This window comes from Streptomyces sp. NRRL S-118, from assembly GCF_000716335.1.
GTDB lineage: Bacteria > Actinomycetota > Actinomycetes > Streptomycetales > Streptomycetaceae > Streptomyces.
Window position 1 is genome coordinate 1 of sequence record NZ_KL591003.1, and the last position, 23457, is coordinate 23457.

General features: G+C 71.6%; 17 protein-coding genes and 2 pseudogenes. 13 read left to right on the plus strand and 6 right to left on the minus strand.

Going from position 1 to position 23457, the window contains the following annotated elements; genetic code table 11:
• Nucleotides 1-294 precede the first annotated feature (294 nt).
• Nucleotides 295-1167 (minus strand): TIGR04222 domain-containing membrane protein, encoded by an 873-nt coding sequence (locus IH00_RS42650; protein WP_031070665.1) that lies wholly within the window; start codon nucleotides 1165-1167, stop codon nucleotides 295-297.
• On the minus strand, nucleotides 1149-3011 hold the full coding sequence (locus IH00_RS38810; RefSeq protein WP_052411217.1) for a serine/threonine-protein kinase: 1863 nt from the start codon (nucleotides 3009-3011) through the stop codon (nucleotides 1149-1151). The genes IH00_RS42650 and IH00_RS38810 overlap by 19 nt, the downstream gene beginning before the upstream one ends.
• 529 nt (nucleotides 3012-3540) lie before the next feature.
• Here IH00_RS38810 and IH00_RS0106825 point away from each other — a divergent pair.
• A complete protein-coding gene (locus tag IH00_RS0106825; RefSeq protein WP_031070671.1) occupies nucleotides 3541-4776 on the plus strand; it encodes a cytochrome P450 family protein in 1236 nt (411 codons plus the stop codon).
• Nucleotides 4777-4784: 8 nt separating this feature from the next.
• Here the strand turns inward: IH00_RS0106825 and IH00_RS0106830 are convergent.
• Both IH00_RS0106830 and IH00_RS0106835 read right to left on the minus strand, forming a co-directional pair.
• A pseudogene (locus tag IH00_RS0106830) lies at nucleotides 4785-5240 on the minus strand (IS5 family transposase); the annotation flags it as partial.
• 443 nt (nucleotides 5241-5683) lie between these two features.
• On the minus strand, nucleotides 5684-6370 hold the full coding sequence (locus IH00_RS0106835; protein WP_031070675.1) for a hypothetical protein: 687 nt from the start codon (nucleotides 6368-6370) through the stop codon (nucleotides 5684-5686).
• Nucleotides 6371-7061: 691 nt separating this feature from the next.
• On the opposite strand from IH00_RS0106835, the gene IH00_RS0106840 reads away from it, so the two are divergent.
• The 4 genes and pseudogenes from IH00_RS0106840 to IH00_RS39930 form a co-directional block, all read left to right on the plus strand.
• Nucleotides 7062-7388, plus strand: coding sequence for a PadR family transcriptional regulator (locus IH00_RS0106840; RefSeq protein WP_031070677.1), 327 nt, complete (start codon nucleotides 7062-7064; stop codon nucleotides 7386-7388).
• Nucleotides 7385-7741 carry a DUF1048 domain-containing protein gene (locus IH00_RS0106845; protein WP_031070678.1) on the plus strand — a complete coding sequence of 119 codons (357 nt, stop codon included), beginning with the start codon at nucleotides 7385-7387 and terminating at the stop codon, nucleotides 7739-7741. The genes IH00_RS0106840 and IH00_RS0106845 overlap by 4 nt, the downstream gene beginning before the upstream one ends.
• A gap of 1 nt (nucleotide 7742) precedes the next feature.
• Nucleotides 7743-8069: a DUF1048 domain-containing protein gene (locus tag IH00_RS0106850; RefSeq protein WP_031070680.1), complete on the plus strand. Its 327-nt coding sequence runs from the start codon at nucleotides 7743-7745 to the stop codon at nucleotides 8067-8069.
• A 369-nt stretch (nucleotides 8070-8438) separates the two neighbouring features.
• Nucleotides 8439-8744, plus strand: a pseudogene (locus IH00_RS39930) (transposase); the annotation flags it as partial.
• On the opposite strand, the gene IH00_RS0106855 reads toward IH00_RS39930, so the two are convergent.
• Both IH00_RS0106855 and IH00_RS0106860 read right to left on the minus strand, forming a co-directional pair.
• Nucleotides 8694-9422 (minus strand): DUF2625 domain-containing protein, encoded by a 729-nt coding sequence (locus IH00_RS0106855; protein WP_031070682.1) that lies wholly within the window; start codon nucleotides 9420-9422, stop codon nucleotides 8694-8696. The pseudogene IH00_RS39930 and the gene IH00_RS0106855 overlap by 51 nt on opposite strands.
• 668 nt (nucleotides 9423-10090) lie before the next feature.
• Complete coding sequence (locus tag IH00_RS0106860) at nucleotides 10091-10903, minus strand: hypothetical protein (RefSeq protein WP_031070684.1); 813 nt, start codon at nucleotides 10901-10903, stop codon at nucleotides 10091-10093.
• Between the two features lie 401 nt (nucleotides 10904-11304).
• Here IH00_RS0106860 and IH00_RS0106865 point away from each other — a divergent pair, with 401 nt between their 5' ends.
• The 8 genes from IH00_RS0106865 to IH00_RS0106900 form a co-directional block, all read left to right on the plus strand.
• The gene (locus IH00_RS0106865; RefSeq protein ID WP_031070686.1) at nucleotides 11305-12576 is read left to right on the plus strand and encodes a phenylacetate--CoA ligase family protein; all 1272 of its coding nucleotides are present in this window, start codon (nucleotides 11305-11307) and stop codon (nucleotides 12574-12576) included.
• A 59-nt stretch (nucleotides 12577-12635) separates the two neighbouring features.
• Complete coding sequence (locus IH00_RS0106870) at nucleotides 12636-13934, plus strand: MFS transporter (protein ID WP_234334786.1); 1299 nt, start codon at nucleotides 12636-12638, stop codon at nucleotides 13932-13934.
• Nucleotides 13931-15067: a GNAT family N-acetyltransferase gene (locus IH00_RS0106875; protein WP_031070691.1), complete on the plus strand. Its 1137-nt coding sequence runs from the start codon at nucleotides 13931-13933 to the stop codon at nucleotides 15065-15067. Before IH00_RS0106870 ends, IH00_RS0106875 begins: the two co-directional genes overlap by 4 nt.
• Nucleotides 15064-16212, plus strand: coding sequence for a LuxE/PaaK family acyltransferase (locus tag IH00_RS0106880; protein ID WP_031070693.1), 1149 nt, complete (start codon nucleotides 15064-15066; stop codon nucleotides 16210-16212). Before IH00_RS0106875 ends, IH00_RS0106880 begins: the two co-directional genes overlap by 4 nt.
• Nucleotides 16209-19076 carry an acyl-CoA reductase gene (locus IH00_RS37080; protein ID WP_234334787.1) on the plus strand — a complete coding sequence of 956 codons (2868 nt, stop codon included), beginning with the start codon at nucleotides 16209-16211 and terminating at the stop codon, nucleotides 19074-19076. The genes IH00_RS0106880 and IH00_RS37080 overlap by 4 nt, the downstream gene beginning before the upstream one ends.
• A complete protein-coding gene (locus IH00_RS37085) occupies nucleotides 19013-19426 on the plus strand; it encodes a hypothetical protein (RefSeq protein WP_234334788.1) in 414 nt (137 codons plus the stop codon). Before IH00_RS37080 ends, IH00_RS37085 begins: the two co-directional genes overlap by 64 nt.
• A 2-nt stretch (nucleotides 19427-19428) precedes the next feature.
• Complete coding sequence (locus IH00_RS0106895; protein ID WP_052411219.1) at nucleotides 19429-22557, plus strand: tetratricopeptide repeat protein; 3129 nt, start codon at nucleotides 19429-19431, stop codon at nucleotides 22555-22557.
• Between the two features lie 530 nt (nucleotides 22558-23087).
• Nucleotides 23088-23457: VOC family protein (locus IH00_RS0106900; RefSeq protein ID WP_031070699.1), on the plus strand; the 370-nt coding region annotated here is incomplete at its 3' end.

A 23457-nucleotide genomic window follows, 5' to 3' on the forward strand; every position in this document is an offset into this window, starting at 1 on the left:
ACCGACACCGACACCGACACCGACAAGAGCGAAAGCTCCTGGCACTCGCTCTGTACGTCCGCCGCCCCGCCCGTCCTTGACCCGGGCGCGGTGGTTTGCCGCCCCTCCCCCAGCGGATCTGCGCGACCGACCTCCAGCCACGTCGGCGTCCTGTCCCGGCGACGTCCTGGCACAGCTCCCGCACCAGGAGGTGCTCGCCCCGGGCACCGCCCACGCGATCCGCGCAGCCGGCGGTGCCCTCGAGCGGAGCGGCGAGACGCTGGTCGGGGTTCTTGAGCCCCTGCCTGTGCGGGCTCACCCGCCGCAGCCGCCGCACCCTCCTCCGCCACCGCAGCCGCCCCCTCCGGACGACGGGCGCTCGTGCGCCTTGCGGATCACGCGGCGCAGTCTCTTGTCCTGAATGCCGTGCGTCCCGAACAGGGCTACGCCGACCGCTTCCGGATCGGTGTGGTCCTGGGCGTGCGTGCAGGCCGGGGCGTCCACCCAGGAGGAGCGGTCCAGATGACGGTGGGCTTCCCGCAGCCGTGCCAGGGCCGCGGCGCCCGCCGGGGTCAGCCGGCCCTGCGGCGTGAACCGGTCGAAGGGCGCAAGGAAGAGGCCCGCCACCAGCAGCGCGAACGCCAGCAGCGAGGTGGCGTTCAGCCAGGCTGCCGATCCGCCCTTGCCGGCGGCGGCGAAGGGCCCGAGGAAAGCGGACACCAGACAGACCGCGAGGTGCCACCGCCAGGCCCGTCGCCACGCCCGCAGAGGCGGGAGCGGCCGCAACAACCCCTCCTCGACGAGTCCCTGGTCCAGGGCCTTCATCCGACCGGACGTCACCAGCGCCTCGTGCAGTTGGTGCACCCTCGTCTCGCCTCCGGCTGTCTCCTCCCGCACGAGAAGGTGCAGGCGTTCCGTGCCGTACGCCTCGCTCTCGCCCGCCCGGGCCCTCTTCCCGTCCAGGACGAGGAGCCCGGCCTGGTGCATCCGGACGAGCACCGTGTCCGCGACGCGTTCTGGACCGCCGGCGAGCAGCGCCATGGCGAGGGTATCGGTCGGGTCGGGCGGGTCGGCCATGTCCGTTGCCCCCACCGGCGCACGCCCCTGGAACCGTCTGCCCACCAGCAGGATCAGTGTCGCCCCGCCCGCCACGAGCGGTACGAGCCACGTCAGACCGCCGTCGTACACAGCACGTTCCTTCCCCCGTCGACCTCTAAGGTCCAGTAGATGTTCCGGTCGTCCCGGCTGCGTGAGCAATACCCGGCCGGATAGAACGTCCGGGCCTTGTGGTAGCCGGTGATCTGCAGCACGGTGTTGAAGCCATGGGGGACCTCGGTCGCGTCGCAGTTCCAGAGATTCAGGGTCCGCGACGCGGTGATCGTGCGGCCGCTGCGCTTGGCCACGAAGCACTGGCCCTTGCGGAACTGGCGCTCCACGCAGAGCGTGGTGGCGAAGGAGGAGCGCGAGCCGGAGTGGTACCAGTAGCTGCGACCGTTGCCGGAGGGGCAGTCCGCGAAGTCGATGCCCTCGCTCGCCGAGGTCACGCGCAGATATGCGTTGGCGGCGGAGCAGCCGACCGTCTGCGGGGTCCTCGTCGACCAGGATGCATGGCCGTCGTCGTACGCGGTGAGACAGTCGCCGCTGTCGACCGCGCGGAAGGCCAGGTCCACGGCGTCCGGTGCAGGGGTCGGCGCGGAGGTGTGCCGGGAGTCGGAGCCGTACGAGGAGTCGTAGGTGGAGCGCGACGAGGACGAACCGCTGCGCGTCGAGCCGGAGTCCTCGGCGTTCGCCTGGTAGATGAAGAACACCACGACCGCCAACAGGATGAATCCGAACCATCCGCCGTCGCCCTTTCCCGCCGCTGGTGCGGGTGCCGGTGCCGGGGCCGGTGATGAACGTGGCGGCGCCGGCGTACTGGCCGAGGAAGCAGCGGGCGGCTTCCGGGCGGCGCCGGCGCGCCTGAGCTTTTCCTCCTGTGCGGCGAGGGCCGCGGCCATGGAAGCCTGCGCAGCCCGCGCCCGTTCGGCACGCCGTGCCCGCTCCTCCGGGAGCACGCGGGTCGGGTCCGGCGGTGGGAGCGCGCTCGTCCTCTGGTCCACGGTCGGCCCTTCGGCCTCCCCCGTCTCCTGGAAGCTGCGCCCCTGGCTCTCGTACGCCCTGATCAGCTCCGTCCACCGCGGCGGCAACCAGCGGCTGCCGCTGGGGGTGTTCGGCAGGCCGGAGAGCGAGGCGGTGAACTGCTCGAGGACCTCGGCCGGTTCGGGCCTGGCGGCCGGATCGGGCGCCAGGCACGGACGGATCAGCGGAGCCAGCTCCTTCGACAGCCCACCGAGATCCAGGTCGGCGCGCTGGACGCGGGAAAGCAACCGCAGCGTGTCCCCGTCCATCGGGTAAGGCGGCCGGCCCACGGCGAGGTGGAAGAGGGTCGCACCGAGCGAGTAGACGTCCGCCGCCGCCGTCGACTCCTCGCCCCTCGCCTGCTCCGGCGAGGTGAACGCGATGGTCCCCAGCGTCAGCTGGGTCCGGGTGAGATCGCTGGCGTGCGAAATGCCGAAATCGATCAGGCGTGGCCCATCCAGCGGCAACAGGACGTTCTGCGGCTTCACGTCCCGGTGGACGATGCCCATCCGGTGCAGGGTGACCAGCGCCTCCGCCGTGCCGGCTGCGACCCACCGTACGGCCGAGGCCTGCAGCACGCCCTTCGCGCTCACCAGCTCCGCCAGCGAGGGAGCGGCGATGTACTCTATCGCCATCCACGGCCGGTCGGCCGTGGCGTCCGCGTCCAGCACCTGAGCCGTGTGGACGCTGGACACCCGCTGGGCGAGCGCGACTTCCCGCGCGAAGCGACGGCGGTCGGTCTCCTCGACAACCCCCTCGGCAAGCAGTGTCTTCACGGCGACGAGCCGTCCTCCGCGCGTGCGGCCGAGATAGACACGCCCCATGCCGCCCGAGCCGAGCCGGCCGAGCAGCCGGTAGCGACCGAGCTGACGTGGATCGTCCCCACGCAGTTCCTCTACGCGCGCCCCCGTCATGCCGTACCTCCCCCGTGGTACCGGTCCCGTCTCCACAGTGACACGAGGGAGGCGGCTCGGACACGGTGCTTTTCCGTCCCGGACAGGGTCGGGACAGGGCGTTCACTCAATCGATACCAACTCGCGCATCGCTGGCACGCCTTGCCCTCGATCACCTGGTCGGGCCGGTGGAAGCCGCAGCCGGAGGACGAGTCCGAGTACATCTCGCGCGTGCAGCCGAAGATCTTCCGCTGCGCGCACCACAGGTGGTCCCCGATCGACCCGTCCGTGCTGCAGCGGTGCAGGTCGGTGGACCTCTCGACGGTGGAGCCGTTACTCGCGGCCATCTTCTGTCCCAGGGGCGCGCGAAGGCATCGCGGTCGGCCAGGGGCCTTGAGCGGCGGGTGGGACACGCAACGTCGGATCGGAGTCGCTGTCCGGGGGCGCGGACTTGACCGGGCGGTCGTTCGCGTCCGACCGTTCCGTAGTGGCCGGGGCCGGGTGGCCCCGGTCCTACCACCGCCGTACCCAGCTTCCGAGGGAGTGCCCAGTGACCCAGCAGCCCACCCCGATCGTCCTCGACCCCACCGGCTCCGACCGGCACGCCGAGCACCGGCTGCTCCGCGCCCGAGGCGCCGTGGCCCGTGTCGACTTACTGGGTGTGCAGGCCTGGTCCGTGTCGGATCCGGTCCTGTTGAAGAACCTGCTCACCAGCCCGGACGTGTCCAAGGACGCGCGCCGGCACTGGGCGGCGTTCGACAGCGTCGTACCGCACTGGCCGCTGACCCTGTGGGTCGCGGTGACCAACATGTTCACCGCGTACGGCAACGATCACCGCAGGCTGCGCCGGCTGGTCGCGCCCGCGTTCACGGCGCGCCGCATATCCGCCCTGAAGGCCGGCATCGATGAGCTCGTCGGCCGGCTGCTGGACGACCTGGAGGCGGCCCCGACCGGCGAGCCCGTCGACCTGCGTGAGCGTCTCGCCGTGCCGCTCCCCATCGCGGTGATCGGTCGGCTCATGGGGCTGCCCGAGAGCCGGAGGGAAGGGTTCCGTGCTCTTGTCGACGGTGTCTTCGACACGACGCTCACCTCCGCGGAAGCCGCGGCGAACGGCGAACGCCTCTACGGTGTCCTGGACGAACTCATCGCCGCCAAGCGTGCCGACCCCGGCGACGACATGACCTCCGTCCTCATCGCCACGCGCGACGAGGACGGCGACGGCTCGGCCCTGGCCGAGGAAGAACTGCGCGACACGCTCCTGCTGATGATCAGTGCCGGGTACGACACCACGGTCAACGTCATCGACCAGGCCATCACCGCGCTGCTCACCGATCCTGAGCAACTCGAGCACATCCGTTCCGGCCGTGCGGACTGGAACGCCGTCGTCGAGGAGACCCTGCGCCACGAGCCGGCGGTCAAGCACCTGCCGCTGCGCTACGCCGTCGCCGACATCCCTCTGCCCGACGGGCAGGTCATCGCCAAGGGCGAGGCGATCCTCGCCTCCTACGCCGCGGCCAACCGCCATCCCGACTGGCACGGCCCGGACGCCGACGCCTTCGACGTCACCCGGATCACCAAGGACCACCTCGCCTTCGGCCACGGTGTCCACTTCTGCCTCGGCGCTCCCCTCGCCCGCATGGAGATCACCGCCGTGCTCCAGGCCTTCTTCGCGCGGTTCCCCGAGGCCCGACTGGCCGTCCCCCTGTCCGAACTGGAACCCATCCCCTCCCTCATCAGCAACGGCCACCGCACGCTCCCCGTGAACCTGCGCCCCACCGCCGCTTAGACGCCGTTTCACTTGGTGAGTCGGCGGTAGCCGATGAGGGCTGCGGCTGTGCCGACGAAGGCCAGGAAGTGTTCGGCCGTGCGTTCGTATCGGCGGTGCAGTCGGCGGCAGCCGACCAGCCAGGAGACCGTTCTCTCGACGACCCAGCGGTGTCGGCCGAGCCGCGTGGACGACTCGATGCCCTTGCGGGCGATGCGGTGGCGGATGCGACGCTCGCGAAGCCATTTCCGCAGGTGGCCGTAGTCGTATCCCTTGTCGGCATGAAGCTTGGCCGGACGCCGGCGGCGGGGTCCGCGGCGGGAGCGGACGGGCGGGATCCCGCGCACGAGCGGCTGCAGGCCGAGGCTGTCGTGCACGTTGGCGCCGGAGATGCCCAGCGACAGCGGCACGCCATTCCGGTCGGTGATCAGGTGGATTTTCGATCCTGCCTTGCCGCGGTCGGTCGGATCGGCCGCGAGGTCGCCGCCGTGGTCTTCGGGGCCGTTCGCGGCCAGCGGCCGCAGCCACAGGTCGGCATGGGACTGCACGACCTGGGCGTAGGGTCGGTAGTCGGTGACGGTGCCGCACTGTCCGCCGGCGCCGTCGGTGCTGCGGCGTCCGGTCCAGTTGCTCGACAGCCACCGGTGGCGCCGGCAGACCTCCAGCCGGTAGTCCACCGACCGGTCGTGTGCGCGGACGCGGCGTTCGATGACAACGGTCGACGGCTCGGTGCATGTGGTGATCTGGCGCAGGACCGGCACAGCGATACTCCCTCCTGGTCGCGACTGAGGGTCTGATCATGACCGTCGGGAGGGAGGGCTGTCGTCCACGATTGGACACTCCTGCTGTGCCCCAGCTCTCATCCTGGGAGCCACGGTGGGGCTACGGCTCGCGCGCGGCGGCGCCCACGGGGGAGGGGTGCGTCTCGTTAGTCTCTCTGTGCGGGGCCGAAGGCGGGCGGCCGCTGGTCGTCTCCGGCAGGGCCGACATCGCCGTGCTTCCACTCCGGGTCGTAGGCGCAGGGCACGGAGGCGCCGCCGGTAAAGTACTCGCGGTCCGGGTACCAGGTGAAAGACATCCGCTCGTTGCCGTCGTCCCGCTGGACGAACAGGTCCCAGGACCCGCCCCGCTCGCCTTCGCTGTAGGACGTGACCTTCCAGCCCTCGTCCTGGAGGAACCGGTGAAGGCGGCGGAGACCGGGGACCGCCTGGCCCGCCGGCACGTGGTCGAGTGCCCACCTGTGGCTCATCGAGTAGGCGCCGTCGATGGTCTCGTCCTTCAGCCCCAACAAGCCCCCGTCGTAACAGAAGCTGGAGCCGAGCGTGTTCTCCGTGCTGACGCCGATGTCCTCGACTCCGGGTTCTATGGTGCGCGTGAAACCCATGACGCTGTAAGCCTCCTGGGAACGCTGGAGGGCGCGGTTTGCCATCTCCTCGGGCGCCACGCGGGGGAAGTCCGTCGACGCCCACGAACCCCATGCGAGCAGGCCGATCAGAAGGAAGACGCCGACGAGCGCGGCGCCGCCGCATCCCAGAGCGCCCAGGGCGCGAGAGGAGGCCCTCGGTTCGGGCGCCTCGGGGTTGGTGGCGGGGCTGGGCACGGTCTGGTCAGGCATACGAGCACCCTATGAAGACGTGGCGGCACGGCGGATGGGTGCGGCGACCGGCTCGGCGTGAGTACGCGTACTCACCTTCGCCCGTACGGTCTCGAGGGACCAGGGCGCCGCAGACCGACCAGCTTTTGCGGCCCCGGGAGGATCGTCCCAGACGTCAACTGGGCGCATGCCGGCGGCGCTCAGGACCACATGCCAGGGGGGCGATGGACAGAGGCCGAGCGCCGTGCGCACGGCCTCCGGGCACCGGGCACCGGGTCTGCCGGGCTCGAGTCCGGCAGAGCCAGGGGCGTGCGACCGGCCGCGCGGTGACGGATCATGCCCGGACGTCGCCAGCGGACATGTCGTCCCGGAGCCGCAGGTAGCACAGCGGGTGAGGTGACGGTGCCGGCACAGGTGGAGGGCGGTGTCGGCTTCAACCTCGGCGATGAGGTCGGTCACCACGGGCCGGAACACCAACGGTTCCTTCGCTCCTCACCCGGCCGATTCTCTGTCAAGTTCAGCATGTTGACGCGCAACGTCCGACCCGAGCTCAAGCGATGACCGGGCTGCAGCGTTCGACGGAACCCGGTCTCTCGCCGAACGAGTCGCCCGGGATTGCGTCCACCGGAGACGTTGCCGTTCCACTACTCGGTGATACCGTATAGCGGTACTCGGTACCACGTAGTACCGGCAGGGTTGAGGAGCACCCGCGATGGATGACCTGACGGAGATGTTGAAGGGCACGCTCGAAGGGTGCGTGCTCGAAATCATCGGCAGCGAGGAGACCTACGGGTACGCCATCACTCGCCAGCTGAACGAGCTCGGCTTCGCCGACGTCATCGAGGGGACGGTGTACACCATCTTGCTGCGGCTGGAGAGGAACGGGCTCGTCCAAGTGACGAAACGTCCGTCCGGGGTCGGTCCGCCGCGCAAGTTCTACTCGCTCAACGACGCCGGGCGCGAGGAACTCGCGAAGTTCTGGGCGAAATGGCAGTACCTCTCATCGCGCATCAACAGGCTCAAGGAGGGCGGGAGATGAACTTCTGGGAGAAGATCACAGGCAGCGATCTCACCAGGGACTGGAAGGCGTTCGGAGCCCGGGTTGAGGCTCTGCCGGACGACTACCGGGAGGCGTGGGACCAGATCGTCGCTCACCTCTTCCCTTACGGGGACTTCACCGGCCGCAACCTGACACCGATCCTCGACTCCGCCCTTGGGCTGCTCGAAGTGTCGGCAGCGGACGGGCAGAGCGTCCATGAGGTGCTCGGCGACGACATCCAGGGCTTCTGTACGGCGCTGGCCGGAGGAGCCGGGGCCCGGACTCATCGCGACCGGTGGCGCGAGCAGTTGAACAGGAACGTCGCAAGGAAATTGAGCCGGCTGGGAGGCTGACGTGAGCATCCAGGACATCATCGAAGGCAAGAATCAGTGGCGGGCACATGTTGCCCGGGTCAAGGCGCTCCCGCCGGACTACCAGATTGTGTACAAGGAGATGCAGAAGTACCTGTTCAAGGTCGGACCGGTCAGCCTGTCCGACGGGCCCCTCCTCCCTGGAATCGTCGACTTCTTCGAGGAGGGCGTCGCCGAGGGAAAGGGAGTCTTGGAACTCATCGGCACCGACGTCGCCGCGTTCTGCGACGACCTGATCAAGGACTCTCCCACCTACGCGGATGCCTACCAGGAATCCATGAGCGGGGAACCCGGCGCGGCCGGGAAGTGACAGCTGCCGGACCGGTTCGTGGCGGTTCCGCCTCGGTGGGGTTCATGGCGTCGTCGGCGCCGGCAGCACGTGCACAGGTGTCCCGACATCAGCTTTGAGCTGGCGGACCTGCTGGCGTAGACGCCGTTCGCTGGCCGGTGTCCCTCCTCGACCAGGGTGCAACGATGGTTGGCGCGCCGTCGGGAGATGTCGCGGGCCTATGGTGGGTGGGGATCGACACGGCGAAGGCTGGCACCTGCGCCGCGGGGCGGCGTGTGATCACCGTCCCGGAGGCTGGGGCTGGGTAGGTAGCAGTCGAACGATGGGGCCTGGCGTGGCCAGCTGTTGGCGGAGTTGCCGGTTTTCCAGGGTGAGCTGATTGACGACCCGGACAAGGGCTACGACTACGACCACCTGCGCCGATGGCTCCGGTCTTGCAACATCACCCCTCGCATCGCCCGCAAGGGCATTGAGTCCTCCCAGAGACTGGGCCGCCACCGTTGGACCGTGGAGCGAACAGTGGCCTGGCTGGCCGGCTGCCGCCGCCTCCACCGTCGCTACGAGCGCAAGGCGGAACATTTTCTGGCCTTCGCCGGAATCGCAGCCGCTCTGATCTGCTTTCGTCGATTGGACCGGCCGACCATGTCACACGGCGCCGAGAAACCCCGGATCGACTCCATCGAACTGTCGGCATGAGTCCCGGGCGACGCCGAGCAACTCCGTCATGGGCACGGAGCGACGACTGGCCGCGGAGAGGTCCTGACGTGCCTCGGTAGACCACAACGGCGGAAACAGCGACAGGCCCTGGTCCCCGTGCAGTGCTTGGACTTCTTCCTTCCAGCCAGACCAGCGAAGATCCGCGTAAAACTCATCAAGCGCCCCTGATGCCAGCCAGGCCATCCACGCTGAGTGACCGACCCCCAAACCCTCCCAGCGAAGCGCATCCGGAGCGAAGTACACCATCTCTCCTGGAACCCCAGGACGCCCGTGGCCTGCTGGAGACCCGCCGTTGAGCGCGAAGACCCCGCCCAGCACATCGTGTGCCACCACCAGACCGGAATCCACTCGCCACGCAGCGTCGAACGCTCCAGGGAACTGGTTGACCTGCGCCAGACTCGGCACCCCATGCGCCGCCCCGTCCGCCGGGCTGCCGAAGACCCGCAACCATCCGCCGTCCACCAGCAGACCGCCGCAGTGCAGCACCACCGCACCCAAGTACGACCTGGCTGTGACCTGCAATTGGAGAAGCGAAGCCTTCCCCAGGCTGCCATCGGGCGGGAGTACCTCAATAGACACCGGCCCGGCACCGACGATCTCCCGGAGTTCTGGCCAAGCCGGTTCCTCGACGTCGATCAACTCGCTCAACCTGCGCATGCCCGCATCGTCGCACCCGCACCGTGCACCCCAACGACAGGGCCCTTCGGCGCACCAATCGCCTATCGAGACGACCGCTTAGGAAGAACGGCACCGGCTGCCGGCCCCCCCGAGGATGCTCTCGGGCGGTTGCCGGTGCTGCCGTCTCATGCGCCTGGCGAGGGAGTCGCCGTGTGGCCGAGCCCTCCCACCTCGCCGGAGTCCGGAGGTCGTACGGCACCGTCGCCTCCGCCCACGTCCAGCTGATCAGGACACCCGCGGAGCTGGAACCGCTGTCGCGCGATGCCGGCCGCGTCCACCGAACGGGTGCGGGCCGCGGGCCCGGGGCAGGCGGATGTCCCGGCTGCGGGCGGGGGCGGGTGACGGCGCGTCCGGCCGGCCTGGCTGACGGCGTTCGGCGTCGATCTGTCCCCGAGATGATCCAGCTCGCGCGACAGGCGTATCGGGATCTGCGGTTCACCGTGGGCTTGATGCCGGCGCTGGAGGTGGGGGACGAGGAACTCGCCGGCGTCCTGGCGTACTGTTCTCTCCCCCGAGTGGTTGCCGGTCGTCAGTGCCGAGTTCCGTCGCACGCTCGCCCCAGGCATCCATCCAATGCTCGCCGGGTACGCCGGGGGGGACGAGCGCCTCCACCCGACGCACGCCCCCGGAGCGGCAGAGCGCCTCGTTCAGCGGGTCAGGACGTACCAGTCCGGCGAGTCCGGGTCGCCGTACTCGTGGTTCAGCTTCAGGCGCTCCGGTGTACCTCCCACCGTCCAGCCGCCGGACCAGCAGTCGCCCAGGGTCACATCGACCCGCTGGAACCAGGGGCTGGAGCCGGTGTCGTACGTCCATGTGCCCGTGCCGTCGCAGCGGCCGGCGGGGCGGTTGTCGCCGCGGAAGGTGTCGGGCATCAGGCCCTCGGCCGTCGCCCGGCCCGTGGGGTCGAGGACGAGGGTGCCGCCACGCGTGTCGCGCCAGGTGCCTGAGAGTTCCGCCATGGGCGTGCGGGGCGGGCGGTACTCGTCGACGAGGCCCGTGCCGTACACCACCAGGCCCGTCACACCGACGGCGAGCATCGCCAGCGTCCCGCCGAACAGGACGCTGCGGTAGGGCCGGCGGACGGGCACCGCACGGCGGGTCACGAGGGCGACAGCGGAGAGCGTGACCACGGCGGCCGACCACCACCACCAGGGCGCCGTGCGACTCGGCGGAAGCGCGGCCACGACGGCGACGGGCAGCGTCGACGCCACGGGCACCCACCACCAGGCCTCGCGGCCCGAGCGGCGGCCCGCCCAGCCGGCCAGCGCCAGGGTGGGGACGACGCCCAACAGCGTGACCAGCAGCGCCACCGGCAGGCCGAGGCACATCAGGGAAGGTGCCATCAGGACGACGATGCCCGGCCCGTCATGGGGCGCGGGCGCCTCCAGGGCCAGTTCGATGAAGCCCCAGAGCTCCACCAGCAACGGCATCGCCATCATCAGCGTCAGCACGGACGCCACGATCGTCCGCTGTACCGGTCCTCCGGCCCATGTTTCCCGCACCCGAGCATCCCCCTCTTTCCGGCAGGCATCCTCCCCTGGCCGGAAAGGCACGTCGCCGCGGGGTCCCGTATGCGTGACGTCAAGCCGGCCCGGCGCGTCCGCCGCCCGGACCGGCCAGGCCCACCCGTACCGCAAGTTGCTTCGTTTTCGGCCAGGCATAGCGAAATAATTGCGGTCAATTTTGCGATGGTCGCCAAAATGATCCATCATCGTGACCGCGCGTCAGATTCCGGGCGCTGCAGGGGCGGGGGGCTCGGGGGTCTCCCCGCACACCGTTCGATCCCGCAGGCGGCGAGTTCGTGGTCTCGCCATGCCGCGGTGACTCCCACCCTGTTCCTTTTCACCTAGGCAAAGGCCGCATGTCCGCCCATCAGCTATCGGACCTCGTACGTTTCGCTCGTCACAACTCCCCCTTCTACCGGGATCTCTACGCGTCCCTGCCGCCGGACGCCGACCGCCTCACCGACCTTCCGGTGGTCGACCAGCAGGAGTTCTGGGCGGCCAACACCCTCCACCACAACCGCGTCCTGACCGGGCCCCTGAGCGAGGCGACGGTCTACAAGACCGGTGGTACCACCGGGGCGCCCAAGTTCTCCGTCTACACCCGGGACGAGTGGCGCACCTTCGTGAGCGTCTTCGGCCAGGGACTGGTGGACGCCGGCCTGCGTCCGGGGCACCGTGTCGCGGACCTGTTCTACGCCGGTGAGCTCTACGCCAGTTTCCTCTTCGTCCTCGACTCACTCGCCGCCTGCCCCGTCGACAACGTCCGGCTGCCGATCGGCGGCGCCGCGCCCCTGGAGACGACGGTTCCCACGCTGCGCGACTTCGCCGCCCAGGTCGTGGCCGGAACGCCGACGACGCTGTGCCGGCTGGCCGAGCACCTGATCGCGGCCGGTCTGCGGCTGGACGCCGTGGAGCTGGTCCTCTTCGGCGGCGAGGCGCTCTTCGCCGACCAGCGGCGCCTGCTCGCCGCCGCGTTCCCCAACGCCGAGGCGCGGTCCGTCGGTTACGCCAGTGTCGATGCGGGCCTGCTCGGGCGTCCCGTGCCGGGTCCCGACGCGCGCGTGCACCGCGCCTTCACGCCGCACTCGATCGTGGAGATCCTCGATGACGCGACGGGCGAGCCCGTCACGGAACCGGGGCGGCCCGGCCGCGTCGTCGTCACGAGCCTCTTCCGCCGTCTCATGCCCGTCATCCGCTATCCGGCGGGCGACCGCGCCGAGTGGACCGACACCGCGGCCGGTCACTTCCGCATCCTCGGACGCTCCGAGGAAGGCGTACGCGTGGGGCCCGTGTCGCTGTACGCGCAGGACGCGCAGGACGCCGTGGCCGACGCGGACGCCGCCGGACGGATCGTGGGCACGCAGCTGGTCGTCCGTCGCTGGAAGGGCCGCGACGGGCTGGTGCTGCGGCTGGCCACCGCTCCGGGCGACGACGACCCGGCCGGTCTGGAGCCGCTCGCCAAGGCGGTGGTCACCGAGCTGGAGAACGCCCGGCCGCTGTACCCGGACAGTGTCCGTGCCGGCTTCGTGCACCCGCTCGCCGTGGAGTGGGTGCGCCACCGCGACCTCGCCGTCAACCCGCGTACGGGCAAGCTCGTCCGCGTACTGGACGAGAGGCCGACGGCATGACCCGCTGCCGGACGGACAGCGCCGCGCCCACGCCCGCGCCCATATCCATGCCCGCGCCCGTGACGGCTCCAGAGCCCGCGCTGCCTCCCGCGCCCGAGGGCCGGCGGCTGCCGCTCGTCCTGCGCAACCGGGCCTTCGGTGCCGTATGGCTCGGGCAGGTGCTGACGCAGGCCGCCGTCCGCATGTTCCAGGTCGGCGTCTCGTGGTGGCTGGTCGCCTACGCCGTCGACGGCGCGCCGGGCCTGGCCTCCGGGCTGTTCATGGCCGTCAGCACGCTGCCGGCTGTGGCCCTGGCCCCGGTCGTGGCCCGGGCGGTGGCCCGGAACGCCCACCGGTCCGTCCTGCGGACGACCGCCGGGGTGGCGGGCATCGTCGCCGCCGCGCTGGCCGCCTGGGCCTGGACGAGTGGCCTGCCGCTGCCGGCCGCCTACGCCGCGGCGCTCGCCCTCGCCACCTGTCAGGCCTTCTTCGATCCCTGTCTGACCACCTCGGTGCCCGAACTCGTCGATGACGAGGACATCGAGACGGCGACCGGCTTCGAGCTGTCCACGCAGTCCCTGGCCGGACTCGGAGGGGCGCTGCTCGGTGCCCTGGTCGTCGACCGGGCAGGGGTGGCCGGCCTCGCCGCCGGCTGCGCCGCCGCCTACGGCACGGCCGCGCTGCTCATCTCGGGCGTACGCTTCCGCACCCCCGCCGCGTCCGGTGCCGCCGACGGTGACCCGGGGGCGGCGCCCGGCGGGCGGACCCTGCGCCGCATCCTGGCCGAGCTGCCCTACGTGCGGCGGATCCTGGTCTGCTTCACGGTGGCCAATCTCTTCACCACGGCCGTCTTCGTGGTCATCCCGCTCTACACCCGGTCGGTGCTGGCCGAGGGCGGCGGGACGGTCGCGCTGCTGGAGGCGTCCCTGGGCGTGGGCACGCTCGTCGGTTCGTTCACCGGCGCGCGGGTGCCGGGCCGGCCCACCGTCACCGGCGCGTACTGCCTGGGGCTGATGGCCCTCGCGCTGGCCCTGCCGGGGCTGGTCGCCGGGCGTCTGGTCCTCGCGGGCTGCCTGGCGGTGGCCGGCTGGTGCGTGGGCGTCATCGGAGTCCGGTTCGTGTCCCTGTTCCAGCGACTGGTGCCCGCCGCCGACAAGCCCGGCTTCTTCGCCGTGATGCAGGCCGTGCTGGGGGCGACGTTCCCCGTCGGCTCGTTGCTGTTCGGACTCGCCGGGGACCACGTGTCGGCGCAGACGCTGTGCCTGGTGCAGGCCGCCGGTCTGGTGCCCGCCGCCTGCGCCCTGGCACTTCTGGGCGCACCGGAGTCCGTGGGGCCGGTGGGCGAGCCCCGGCCCGCGACCGTCGGAGGCGGACGGTGAACGCCCTGATCGCACCGGCCCGCGCCTCGGACATCGCCGAGCTGCGCCAGCTGTACTACGCCGTCTACGGGCCCCACTACCCCACCGCCCTCGGCACCGATCCCGCCGCGATGGCCCGGCTCATCCAGGACCCGCATACGCTGTGGCTCGTCGCCCGCTGCCCGGACACCGGCGCCCTGGCCGCGTCGGCCGCCGTCCATGGCGAGCCGGGCAGCGGCATCGGCCGTCTGGAAGGGCTCGCGGTGCACCCCGACCACCGGTCCGGTGGCCTGGCCGCCCGCCTGACGGAGGCGCTGTGCGCGGGGACGCTGGACGCGGGGCGGCTGGACTCGGTGTACGCCACCGTCCGTACCGTCAGCGCGGGCCCGCAGCGCGCCGTCGCGCGCAACGGCTTCCGTCCGCTGGGCATCCTGCCGAACGCGGTCGACCTGAGCAGCCGTGAGAGCCTCGCCCTCTACGCGCGTCACCGTCCCGGCGTACTGGAACGGCGCTTCCCCGTGCCCGAGGTGCCCGCCCCGCTGCTGCCGCTCCTGCGGACCGTCGAGCGCGGACTGGGCGTGCGGTACGACGGCACGCGGGCCGTGGCCCCGGCGCCCGTGACCGGGGACGGGGCGGCCGAGCACCTGGAGATGATCGAGGCCCCCGCCTTCGTACGCCGGCGCTTCCGCGAGCGGTTCCCGGATGCGGGCGGCTGGTTCTATCCGCTGCACACGCCCAATGCGCTGCTCACTCCGGAGGACGGGCGGTTCGAGGTGTACGCCTACCTCAACCGCACCGGACGGTACTGCTCGCTCGTCGCCGCCCACCCCGATCCGGCCGCCGCGGCCGGGTACCTGGAGCCCGTCACCCGTGCCCTGACCCGGGCGGGCGCCGGCTATGTCGAGGCGCTGGTGCCGCTGTCGCACCACGGGGCGCTCTCGGCCTTCCTGGCCCAGGGTTTCGTGGCCGGCGCGCTCTACCCGGCGATGCGGCGGGAGGGGGACGGTTTCCACGACCACGTCGTCCTGTCCCGTTCCACCGAGCGGATCGACTTCCGTGACGTCGTCGTCGAACCGGCCCTCCAGCCGTATCTGGACTGCTATTCGTCGGCCTGGGCGTCGACGTACCTGCCCACACTCGAGGTTGCCTCATGAACCCTCATCTCGCCCCCGTCGGTGTCCCCGACCCCGCCCTGCTGCCGCATGTGCAGCGACTGTGCGACCTGGCCGACCCGTACGCCCACGGGCCCGCCGAGGACGAGCTGTTCGCCGCGGCCATGGCGGAGATCAACGCCTGGCACACGGACCGGTCGCCGTTCTTCCGTTCCCTGTACGAGGCGACGCCGCCCGCGCGGCCGTACCGCACGCCGCTGGTGCACGCCAACTTCTTCAAGCGCCACGAGGTGCTGTCCATCCCGCGTGACGAGGTCGAGCTGCATCTGACGTCCTCGGGCACCACGGGGCAGAAGTCGCAGATGTTCTTCGACCGGTGGACCATCCGCTCCGCGCAGCGCATGGTGGCCCGGATCTTCGAGCGCAACGGCTGGATCACCCCCGAGCAGGAGGTCAACTACCTGCTCTACAGCTACGAGCCGGCGCCCGCGCTCAACCTCGGCACCGCCTTCACCGACAACTACCTGTGCGACTTCGCGCCGGCCCGCACGGTCGAGTACGCGCTGCGCAACACCGGGGACGGCCACGAGTTCGATCCCTTCGGGTGTGTGGCGGCGCTGCGGCGCTTCGAGCGGGACGACGCCCCGGTCCGCATCCTGGGCTTCCCCGCCTTCCTCTTCTTCACCCTGGAGCGGATGCGGGCCATGGGCCTGCCGCCGCTCCGCCTGCCCGAGGGCTCGCTCGTGGTCCTCGGCGGAGGCTGGAAGGGGCACGCGGACCGGCGCATCGGCAAGGAGGAGCTGTACGCCCGCGTGACCGAGCAGCTGGGCGTCCCGGGTGAGCGCATCCGCGACACGTTCGGTTCGGTCGAGCACTGCATCCCGTACATCGAGTGCGACCACCACCGTCTGCACGCACCCGTCTGGTCGCGCGTCACCGTCCGTTCCACGCGGACGCTCGAGCCGCTGCCGTACGGCGAGACGGGCTATCTGCACCTGGTGTCGCCGTACATCACCTCCGTACCGGCGCAGAGCGTCGTCATGGGCGACCTCGCCTCCCTGCACCCCGGGGACGCGTGCGGATGCGAGCTGGGCACCGACTGGTTCACCGTCCACGGCCGCGCCGGGGTGAGCCGCAACCGAAGCTGCGCGGTGGCCGCCGCCGAGCTGATGAAGGGAATGTCATGACGACCGTGCAGCCGCACGCCGCCGCCGAACACCACTACTGGCAGGGGGCCTTCATCGGCGACGAGGAGGCCGGGCGCCGCCTGGCCGCCCTGCCCGAGGCGGTCGAGAGCGCACTCGGTACGCCGCTGGAGACGGAGACCCTGCTGGCCGCGTGCGACGCCCTGGCGAGCGCCCTGCTCGACCCCGGGCACCCGGTGCGCGCCCGGCTCCTGCCCCATCTGCCCGAGGGCGAGGACCCGGCGGTCCTCGCCGAGCTCGGGGGCATGCTCGGCCGCCGGGAGCTCACGCGCAAGCTGCGCCGCGAGCTCGGCGGCGCCGCCCCGCAGCGGCTGAACCGTCCCGACGCCCGCGAGACCGTGTACGAGGCGTGGGCACCCGTCGGGCTGGTCGCGCACGTCGCACCGGGCAACGCCGCGACCGTCGCGCCGCTCAGCGTCGTCGAGGGGCTGCTCGCGGGCAACGTCAACGTCCTGAAGACCAGCAGCGGTGACACGCTGTTCACGCAGCATCTGCTGGCCGAGCTCGCCGCGCTGGACGCGACCGGTGCCATGGCCGCGCGCGTCGTCGTGCTGCGTTTCCCGTCCTCGCGGCAGGAGTGGCTGCGCCTGATGTGCGCGCCGGCCGACGCCGTCGCCGTGTGGGGCGGCGAGGGCGCGGTGGAGGGAGTCGCCGCCCATGTGCCGCCGGGCTGCCGCCTGGTGGAGTGGGGGCACCGCATCTCCTTCGCCTACCTCACGCGCGACGCGTGGGACGACGCGGCCACGCTGGACGCCCTGGTGGACGACGTCTGCCTCTACGAGCAGCAGGCGTGCGCCAGTCCTCAGGTGGTGTACCTCGACACGGAGTCCGACGCGGAGGTCTTCGCGTTCGCGGAGCGTTTCGCGGGTGTGCTGGCGGCACGGGGCCCGGCCCCAGCCGATCAGAGCCCGGATCTGGCGGAGGAGGCGGAGCTGACGACGACCGAGCTGATCGCGCGGCTGGAGGAACACCTCGGGCTGACCCGGGTGTTCGCCGCCGACGACGGCTCGTGGCGGGTCATGGCCGACACCCGTCCGGCGCTCACCGCCTCCCCGCTGCACCGCAGCGTCTGGGTCAAGCCGCTGCCCCGGAAGCGGCTGATCGGCACGCTGCGCCCCATGCGACGTTACTTGCAGACCGCGGGCCTGGCGGGCAGCCGTACCGACATCTCCGAGCTCTCGCGTCTCGCCCTGGCCGCGGGCGTCACCCGGGTCACGCCCGTCGGCACCATGCACACCAGCTACTCCGGCGAGCCGCACGACGGGGTGTACGCGCTCCAGCGCTACAGCCGCCGCGTGGCCGTGCGGGCGGACGAGCGGTTCGCCACCACCGCCTGCCTGGACGACCTGGCCCGTCCGGTCGTCCTTCCCCCACCCACCGGTCCGCTGCTCGGCAAGGAGGAGGTGCAGGAGCGGGCCGGGCAGGTCGCGCGCGCCGACGCCGAGTTGTACTTCCGCAGCGGCGGCACCACGGGCGCGCCCGCCCTGTCGCTGTTCAGTTACGACGACTACGACACCCAGATGCACGCCGCCGCCCGAGGGCTGCTCGCCGCGGGTTACGACCCGCTGCGCGACCGTACGGCGAACCTCTTCTACTGCGGTGGCATGTACGGCAGTTTCATCAGCTTCTTCTCCATCCTGGAGCGGCTGGGCGGCGTCCAGCTGCCCCTGGCGGCCGGTCCCGATCACCGGGCCACGGCCGAGGCGCTGATCGCGCACGAGGCGGACACGCTCTTCGGGATGCCGTCGTACCTGTGGCAGCTGCTGCACGACCAGGCCGACGCGCTGCGCGCGTACGGCGGCATCCGCAAGATCTTCTACGGCGGTGAGCAGTTCACCGACGAGCAGCGGCGCACGCTGAAGGAGGCCTTCGGCGTCGAGGTCGTCCGCTCCCTCACGTACGGCAGCACCGATCTCGGGCCGCTCGGCTACCAGTGCACCGAGAGCAGCGGCGGTGTGCACCACCTCCACGCCGACCTGCACACGATGGAGATCCTCGAGCTCGACTCGGACAGGCCGGTGCCGGCCGGGGAGACGGGCCGCCTGGTCTTCAGCACCCATGCGCGGCGCGGCCAGGACCTGGGCCGTTACGTCATCGGCGACCTCGGCCGGGCCGTGCCCGGGCGCTGCGCCTGCGGCAGTCACGCCCCGCGCTTCGAGCTGCGCGGCCGGCTGGGCGACGTGATGCGGGTCGCCACGTACTTCCTCAACCACCGGCGTTTCGTGGCCCTCGCGGAGGAGAGCGGCTACCGGGGTGAGCTCCAGATCGTGCTCGTCGGGCAGGACGCCCGCGAGCGGCTCACCGTCCGCGTGGAGCGGTCGAGTCGGTGGACGGTTCGTCGCTGGACCGCAGTCCGACGAGCGGCAAGCTGCGCTGTGTGGTGGACACGCGGGGGTAGCTTCCCCTGTACTGCCGGACACGTGAGCCGTCATGTCCTGGGCGACACCGCCCGGCCCTGGTCACCGTGCCGTGTCCACGGAGCCCACGGCCAGGAGCAAGCCGTTCAGGTAGCGCCGGAGAGGAGACGCCTGCGCCAGGTGCTCGTCCCCGCCGCGCGCGACGTGTTCGACGGCGCCCGCCTCCCCCGTTCTCTGGCCGCATTTCCCTCCCGGGACCCGCCCGCACGGCCGGCGGGCACACCTGATCCGGTGACACCGGGCGCCGGCCGCGCGGCCGGCGCCCGGGAGTCCGCGATTGCGCCCCGTATCGACGCGGAAGTCTCTAGGGTGGGAAGCCACAACGGTGTGCAGGGGGCGGATCGATGGAGCCGGTTTCAGCTGCTTTGCTGCTGGCCCTGGCCGGAGGTGCGGGCAGCGCCGCCGGCCAGCAGATGTGGACGGGCCTGAGCGCGCTCGTACGGCGGCCGTTCGGGCGCGGCGGGGATGTCGGTGGCTCCGGCGAGTCGCAGCTCCTCGCCCTCGAGCAGGCGCCGGACGAGGAACGGGCGCGGGATCTGGCCGCCGTGCTCACGGCTCGCGCCGAGGCCGACCCGGTCTTCGCCCAGGCACTGGCGGCCTGGCGGCAGGAGACCATCGCGCGGATGCCGTCCACCGGGCAGGGGGACGTGCACAGCACCGTCTGGGGCGGCCGACAGAACACCGTCGTCACCGGACGGGACTTTTCCGGCCCGCTCAGCTTCGGTACCCCGCCGTCCACGCCGGACGACGGCGCGCCGTCCTCGCCCTCGCGGGGATAGGTATGGCCGGCGGGCCCGGCGCAGGTGACGTGTACGGCAGCGTCTCCGGCGGCCGGCAGGACGTCGTGCTCACGGGCCGGGACTTCTTCGGGCCGGTCACCATCAACACGACCGGATCCGGGGTGCCGGCGTGTCTGCGGGACCCCGGGCGCTGGCCGTGGGCCGGCCGGTGGGACGCGCTGGCCGCCGGTGCGCACCGGGCCCGCCCCGGCGAGGACGGGGGCGGCGTACCACCCTACGTCCCGCGGGACATCGACGCGGTGGTGCGCCAGCGGCTCGCTTCCGCTGCGGAACAGGGCGGGATGGTCCTTGTCGTCGGCGACTCGACCGCGGGCAAGACACGCGTCGCGTTCGAGGCGGTCCGCGACGTATTGCCGGAGCATCGGGTCCTGGTGCCTCTGCAGGGCAGTGACCTGCCGCCCGCCGTGGACGTGCTGGCCGGCCTGCGGGTGCCTTGTGTGGTGTGGCTGGACGATCTGGAGAACTACCTCGGGCTCGACGGTCTCGAACCGAACCTGCTCGCCGAGCTGACCCGGCTGCGCGTGCCCGTGATGGCCACCATGCGTCTGCAGCAGTACCGGGCTTTCACCCCGTACGGCGACGACAGCCGGGCCGACCCTGCGGCCCGCCGCATTGCGGAGATCGGGGCGCGCGTCCTGAATCAGGTCGAGCCCGTCGAACTGGAACGGCTCTGGAGCGACGCCGAACTCGATCGCGCCGCCGAGTGCGGCGACCAGCGGATCATCGAGGGGCTCCTCCACCACGGAGCCTATGGGCTGGCGGAGTACCTCGCCGCGGGCCCGGCGCTCTGGCAGGAGTGGCGGCACGCGATGCGTGTCGGCGGGAACCCGCGCGGCGCAGCCCTGGTCGCCGCCGCCGTTGATCTGGCCCGGACGGGCCTGCGCGCCCCGTACCCCCTGCGCCTCCTGTCCGCACTCCACGAACGGCGCTTGGCCGACGCCGGCGGGCCGCGGCTGCGCCCCGAGGATCCGGCGGAGGCGCTGGCCTGGGCCACCCGTGTACGGCACGGTACTGCCAGCCTGCTGCTGCCCACCGACGATCCTGAGGCGTGGGCCGTCTTCGACTACCTCGTCGACCGGACCCGCACCCCGATCGGCGACGAAACGTGGCAGGCCGCCCTCGACCACGCGGCGGACGGGGCCGACCGATTCACCATCGGCCTCAACGCCTACCGCGCCGACGCTCCCCGCTTCGCTGAAGAGGCCTGGCTGCCGCTGGCCACCGCGGGTGAGCCCAGCGCCGCGTTCAACCTCGGCAACCTGCACGTGCGGGCCGGTCGCGCCGAGGAGGCGGAGGAGTGGTTCGGCCGCGCCGTCGCAGCCGGACACACGCGCGCGGCCAACAACCTCGGCATTCTGCTCACCGACGCGGGGCGTACCGAGGAAGCGGAGGCGGTGCTCCGTATCGCGTTCCACGTGGATCCCGCCGCCACCGTCAACAGCCTGGCCGGACTCCTCGTCGACAGCGGGCGCCAGGCCGAGGCCGAGGCGCTGCTCCGCCAGGCCGCCGACGAAGGGGTCACCATGGCGGCGGTCCACCTGGGCATCCTGCTCGTCCAGGCGGGGCGGACCGACGAGGCCGAACAGATGTATCGCCGGGCCGCGGACGCCGGCCACACCGGCGCCGCGTTCAATCTTGGGACCCTGCTGGTGAAGGCGGGTCGCCCCCACGAGGCGGAGCCGCTGCTGCGCCAGGCCGCCGAGGCGGGACACACCGGCGCCACGGTGAACCTCGGACTGCTGCTCACCCAGGCCGGACGCCAGGAGGAGGCCGAGCCGCTGCTGCGCCAGGCCGCCGAGGCGGGACACACACGCAGCAGCTTCAACCTGGGGGTGATTCTGCAGGACGCGGGGCGTACTGAGGAGGCCGAGCAGATGTACCGGAGTGCCTTCGACGGCGGACACAGCGGCGCCGCGGTCAACCTCGGACACCTGCTCGCCGACACCGGACGCGCCGAAGAAGCGGAGGCGCTGTACCGACGGGCCCTGGACGACGGCCACACGAACACGGCCATCCACCTGGCCGTCCTGCTGACCGACACCGGTCGTCTGAGCGAGGCGGAGGCAGTGTGCGGCCACGCGGCCGCCACCGGCGACACCGAGCCCGCGCTGGGGCTCGGCTACCACCTGGCCAGTGCGGGACGCACCGACGAAGCGGAGCGGCTGTACCGCAGAGCTGTCGACGCCGGGGACCCGACCGCCGCGGAAGTACTCGGCATCCAGCTCGCGCACACGGGCCGCATCGACGAGGCCGAGGCGCTGCTGCGCCGGGCCGCTGAGGCCGGGAGCACTGGCGCCGCGGTCAACCTCGGTGCTCTGCTCCTCAAGACTGGGCGTGACGACGAGGCCGAGACCCTCTTGCGCGGCGCCGTCGACGCGGGCGCCACCGAGGCGGCGCCCAACCTGGGAGCGCTGCTCGCCCGGGCGGGGCGTGACGACGAGGCCGAAGCCGTACTCCGCCTCACCGTGGTCACGGGGCACGAGGACTCGGTGTTCAACCTGGCCCTCGTCCTGGACCGTACGGGACGTACCGAAGAAGCCGAGGAGATGTACCGGCGCGCCCTCGCCGACGGCATCACGGACGCCGCCTACTACCTGGGCCTGATGCTGGAGCGCACCGGGACGGGCGACGCGAACGACGCGGTGCACCGCCTCGCCGCCAACGAAGTCCGGGGCAGGCACTTCACCCACCTTGTCCAGCAGCTCGTGGAAAGCGGCGGCATGGAGGACCTGGAGGCGAGGTACCGCGCCGCAGCGAACACCGGTGACGGCGACGCTGCCTTCGATCTCGCCGTCATCCTCTCGGAGACGGGACGCCTGGCGGAAGCCGAGGAGATGTACCGCCGAGCCAGCGGTGCCGGACACGGCAAGGCCTCCTACCACCTCGGCACCCTGTTCATGCGGACCGGGCGCACCGACGAGGCGGTGGAGACGTTCCAGCACGCCGCGGACGCCGGAGACCACGACGCCGCCAGCTCCCTCGGCGTCCTGCTGTTCCAGTCCGGACGGACGGAGGAAGCCGTCGCTGTCCTGCGCGCCGCCGCGGAAGCAGGCCACCCGGACGCCGCACACAACCTCGCCGTCGTGCTCGCCGAGTCGGATCACGAGTGAGCAGCGGCGGGACGGCGGCGCCGGGCAGGAGGAGTGCCACGGCACCGGGGCGGCAGCCCGCCGGAACAGCCGCATACCGCGGGCGCGGCACGGCGGAAGGGACAGCGCCGGCCGAAGGCCGACGGCGCGGCGCCGGAGGCGGTACGGACGAGGCCGGACGACGCCAGGCGCGAAGCCGGGCCGCCGGCCGCGACGGCGATCGCCCCCAGCATCCGGAAGACCACAGCGACACCATCGGAGCCGGCCGGCGCCGCCGAAGCTGGAACGGGCACACGGAGCCGCAGTTGACGGCAAGCGGCGTAGCGGCGGGGCCCGGGCGGGCGGTGGGCGGTGGGCGGCGCGGACGCCGGGACAACGAGCGCCGCCCCGCAGGGGCACGACGACGGAACGGCGACCGGGCCCGCCGACGACGGACCACTAACGCCGGCTCACTTCCGGACGACAGCGACTATGATCTACGGTGACATCGCGTGTCGGTCACCGGCTGGGTGAGGCATGGAGGTGTCAGGAGATGCCCTCGGAGGCATTCCTTGTCAGTCGAGTTGAACCACACGATCGTCCACGCCCGGGACAACCGGGAGTCAGCAGAGTTCTTCGCGGACCTGCTGGGCCTTGAGATCACCGCCGAGTGGGGCCCGTTCATCGCGGTCGACCTGAGCAACGGCGTCACGCTGGACTTCGCAACAATCCCCGCGGACAAGATCACTCCCCAGCACTACGCTTTCTTGATCTCTGAAGAGGAGTTCGACGCGGCGTACGCGCGGATCACACAGCGCGGCATCGAGCACTACGCCGACCCGCGCAGGCAACTGCCCGGCACGATCAACCACAACGACGGCGGCCGCGGCGTGTACTTCATGGACCCGGTGGGCCACGCCATGGAACTCATCACCGTGCCGT

What these genes read in the sequence shown, in the direction of transcription:
- IH00_RS0106855 (WP_031070682.1), bottom strand. Translation starts at nt 9,422, where the DNA reads ATGCGCAGGTTGAGCGAGTTGATCGACGTCGAGGAACCGGCTTGGCCA.
- IH00_RS0106835 (WP_031070675.1), bottom strand. Translation starts at nt 6,370, where the DNA reads ATGCCTGACCAGACCGTGCCCAGCCCCGCCACCAACCCCGAGGCGCCC.
- IH00_RS38810 (WP_052411217.1), bottom strand. Translation starts at nt 3,011, where the DNA reads ATGACGGGGGCGCGCGTAGAGGAACTGCGTGGGGACGATCCACGTCAG.
- IH00_RS37080 (WP_234334787.1), top strand. Translation starts at nt 16,209, where the DNA reads ATGACGACCGTGCAGCCGCACGCCGCCGCCGAACACCACTACTGGCAG.
- IH00_RS0106865 (WP_031070686.1), top strand. Translation starts at nt 11,305, where the DNA reads ATGTCCGCCCATCAGCTATCGGACCTCGTACGTTTCGCTCGTCACAAC.
- IH00_RS0106895 (WP_052411219.1), top strand. Translation starts at nt 19,429, where the DNA reads ATGGCCGGCGGGCCCGGCGCAGGTGACGTGTACGGCAGCGTCTCCGGC.
- IH00_RS0106880 (WP_031070693.1), top strand. Translation starts at nt 15,064, where the DNA reads ATGAACCCTCATCTCGCCCCCGTCGGTGTCCCCGACCCCGCCCTGCTG.
- IH00_RS0106840 (WP_031070677.1), top strand. Translation starts at nt 7,062, where the DNA reads ATGGATGACCTGACGGAGATGTTGAAGGGCACGCTCGAAGGGTGCGTG.
- IH00_RS0106845 (WP_031070678.1), top strand. Translation starts at nt 7,385, where the DNA reads ATGAACTTCTGGGAGAAGATCACAGGCAGCGATCTCACCAGGGACTGG.